This window comes from Vibrio sp. A11 (assembly GCF_013048705.1).
GTDB classification, from domain to species: domain Bacteria; phylum Pseudomonadota; class Gammaproteobacteria; order Enterobacterales; family Vibrionaceae; genus Vibrio; species Vibrio metschnikovii.
This window is the reverse complement of record NZ_VHSI01000066.1, coordinates 1-742: the sequence shown is the minus strand read 5'-3', so window position 1 is coordinate 742 and position 742 is coordinate 1. Positions and strand designations below refer to the sequence as shown.

Genomic DNA, 742 nt, shown 5'->3' with positions numbered 1-742 from the left:
ATTAAGCGATAACTTTAGCTACAACACCAGCGCCTACTGTACGGCCACCTTCACGGATAGCAAAACGTAGACCTTCGTCCATCGCGATTGGTGCAATTAGCTCTACAACCATCTTGATGTTGTCGCCTGGCATTACCATCTCTACGCCTTCTGGTAGAGAAATGTCACCAGTTACGTCCGTTGTACGGAAGTAGAACTGTGGACGGTAGCCTTTGAAGAATGGAGTATGACGGCCACCTTCATCTTTTGACAGTACGTATACTTCTGATTCAAACTTCGTGTGTGGAGTGATTGAACCAGGCTTCGCTAGTACTTGACCACGTTCTACGTCATCACGCTTAGTACCACGTAGTAGTGCACCTACGTTCTCACCTGCACGACCTTCGTCAAGCAGCTTACGGAACATCTCTACACCTGTACAAGTAGTAGTCGTTGTATCTTTGATACCAACGATAGCCACTTCGTCACCTACACGTAGAATACCACGCTCGATACGACCTGTTACTACTGTACCACGACCTTGAATTGAGAATACGTCTTCGATTGGCATTAGGAATGCTTGGTCTACTGCACGCTCAGGCTCTGGAATGTATGAATCTAGCGCTTCTGCTAGTTCTACAATCTTCGCTTCCCACTGCTCTTCACCGTTCAATGCACCTAGTGCTGAACCTTGAATTACTGGTAGGTCGTCGCCTGGGAAATCGTACTCAGAAAGAAGTTCACGAACTTCCATCTCTACAAG

At 47.0% G+C, this 742-nt stretch carries 1 protein-coding gene; it reads right to left on the bottom strand.

The genetic code is table 11. From position 1 onward, the window contains the following. Position 1: 1 nt before the first annotated feature. The coding region (locus tag FKQ60_RS17305; RefSeq protein WP_170906827.1) for an elongation factor Tu at positions 2-742 on the bottom strand (741 nt) is incomplete at its 5' end.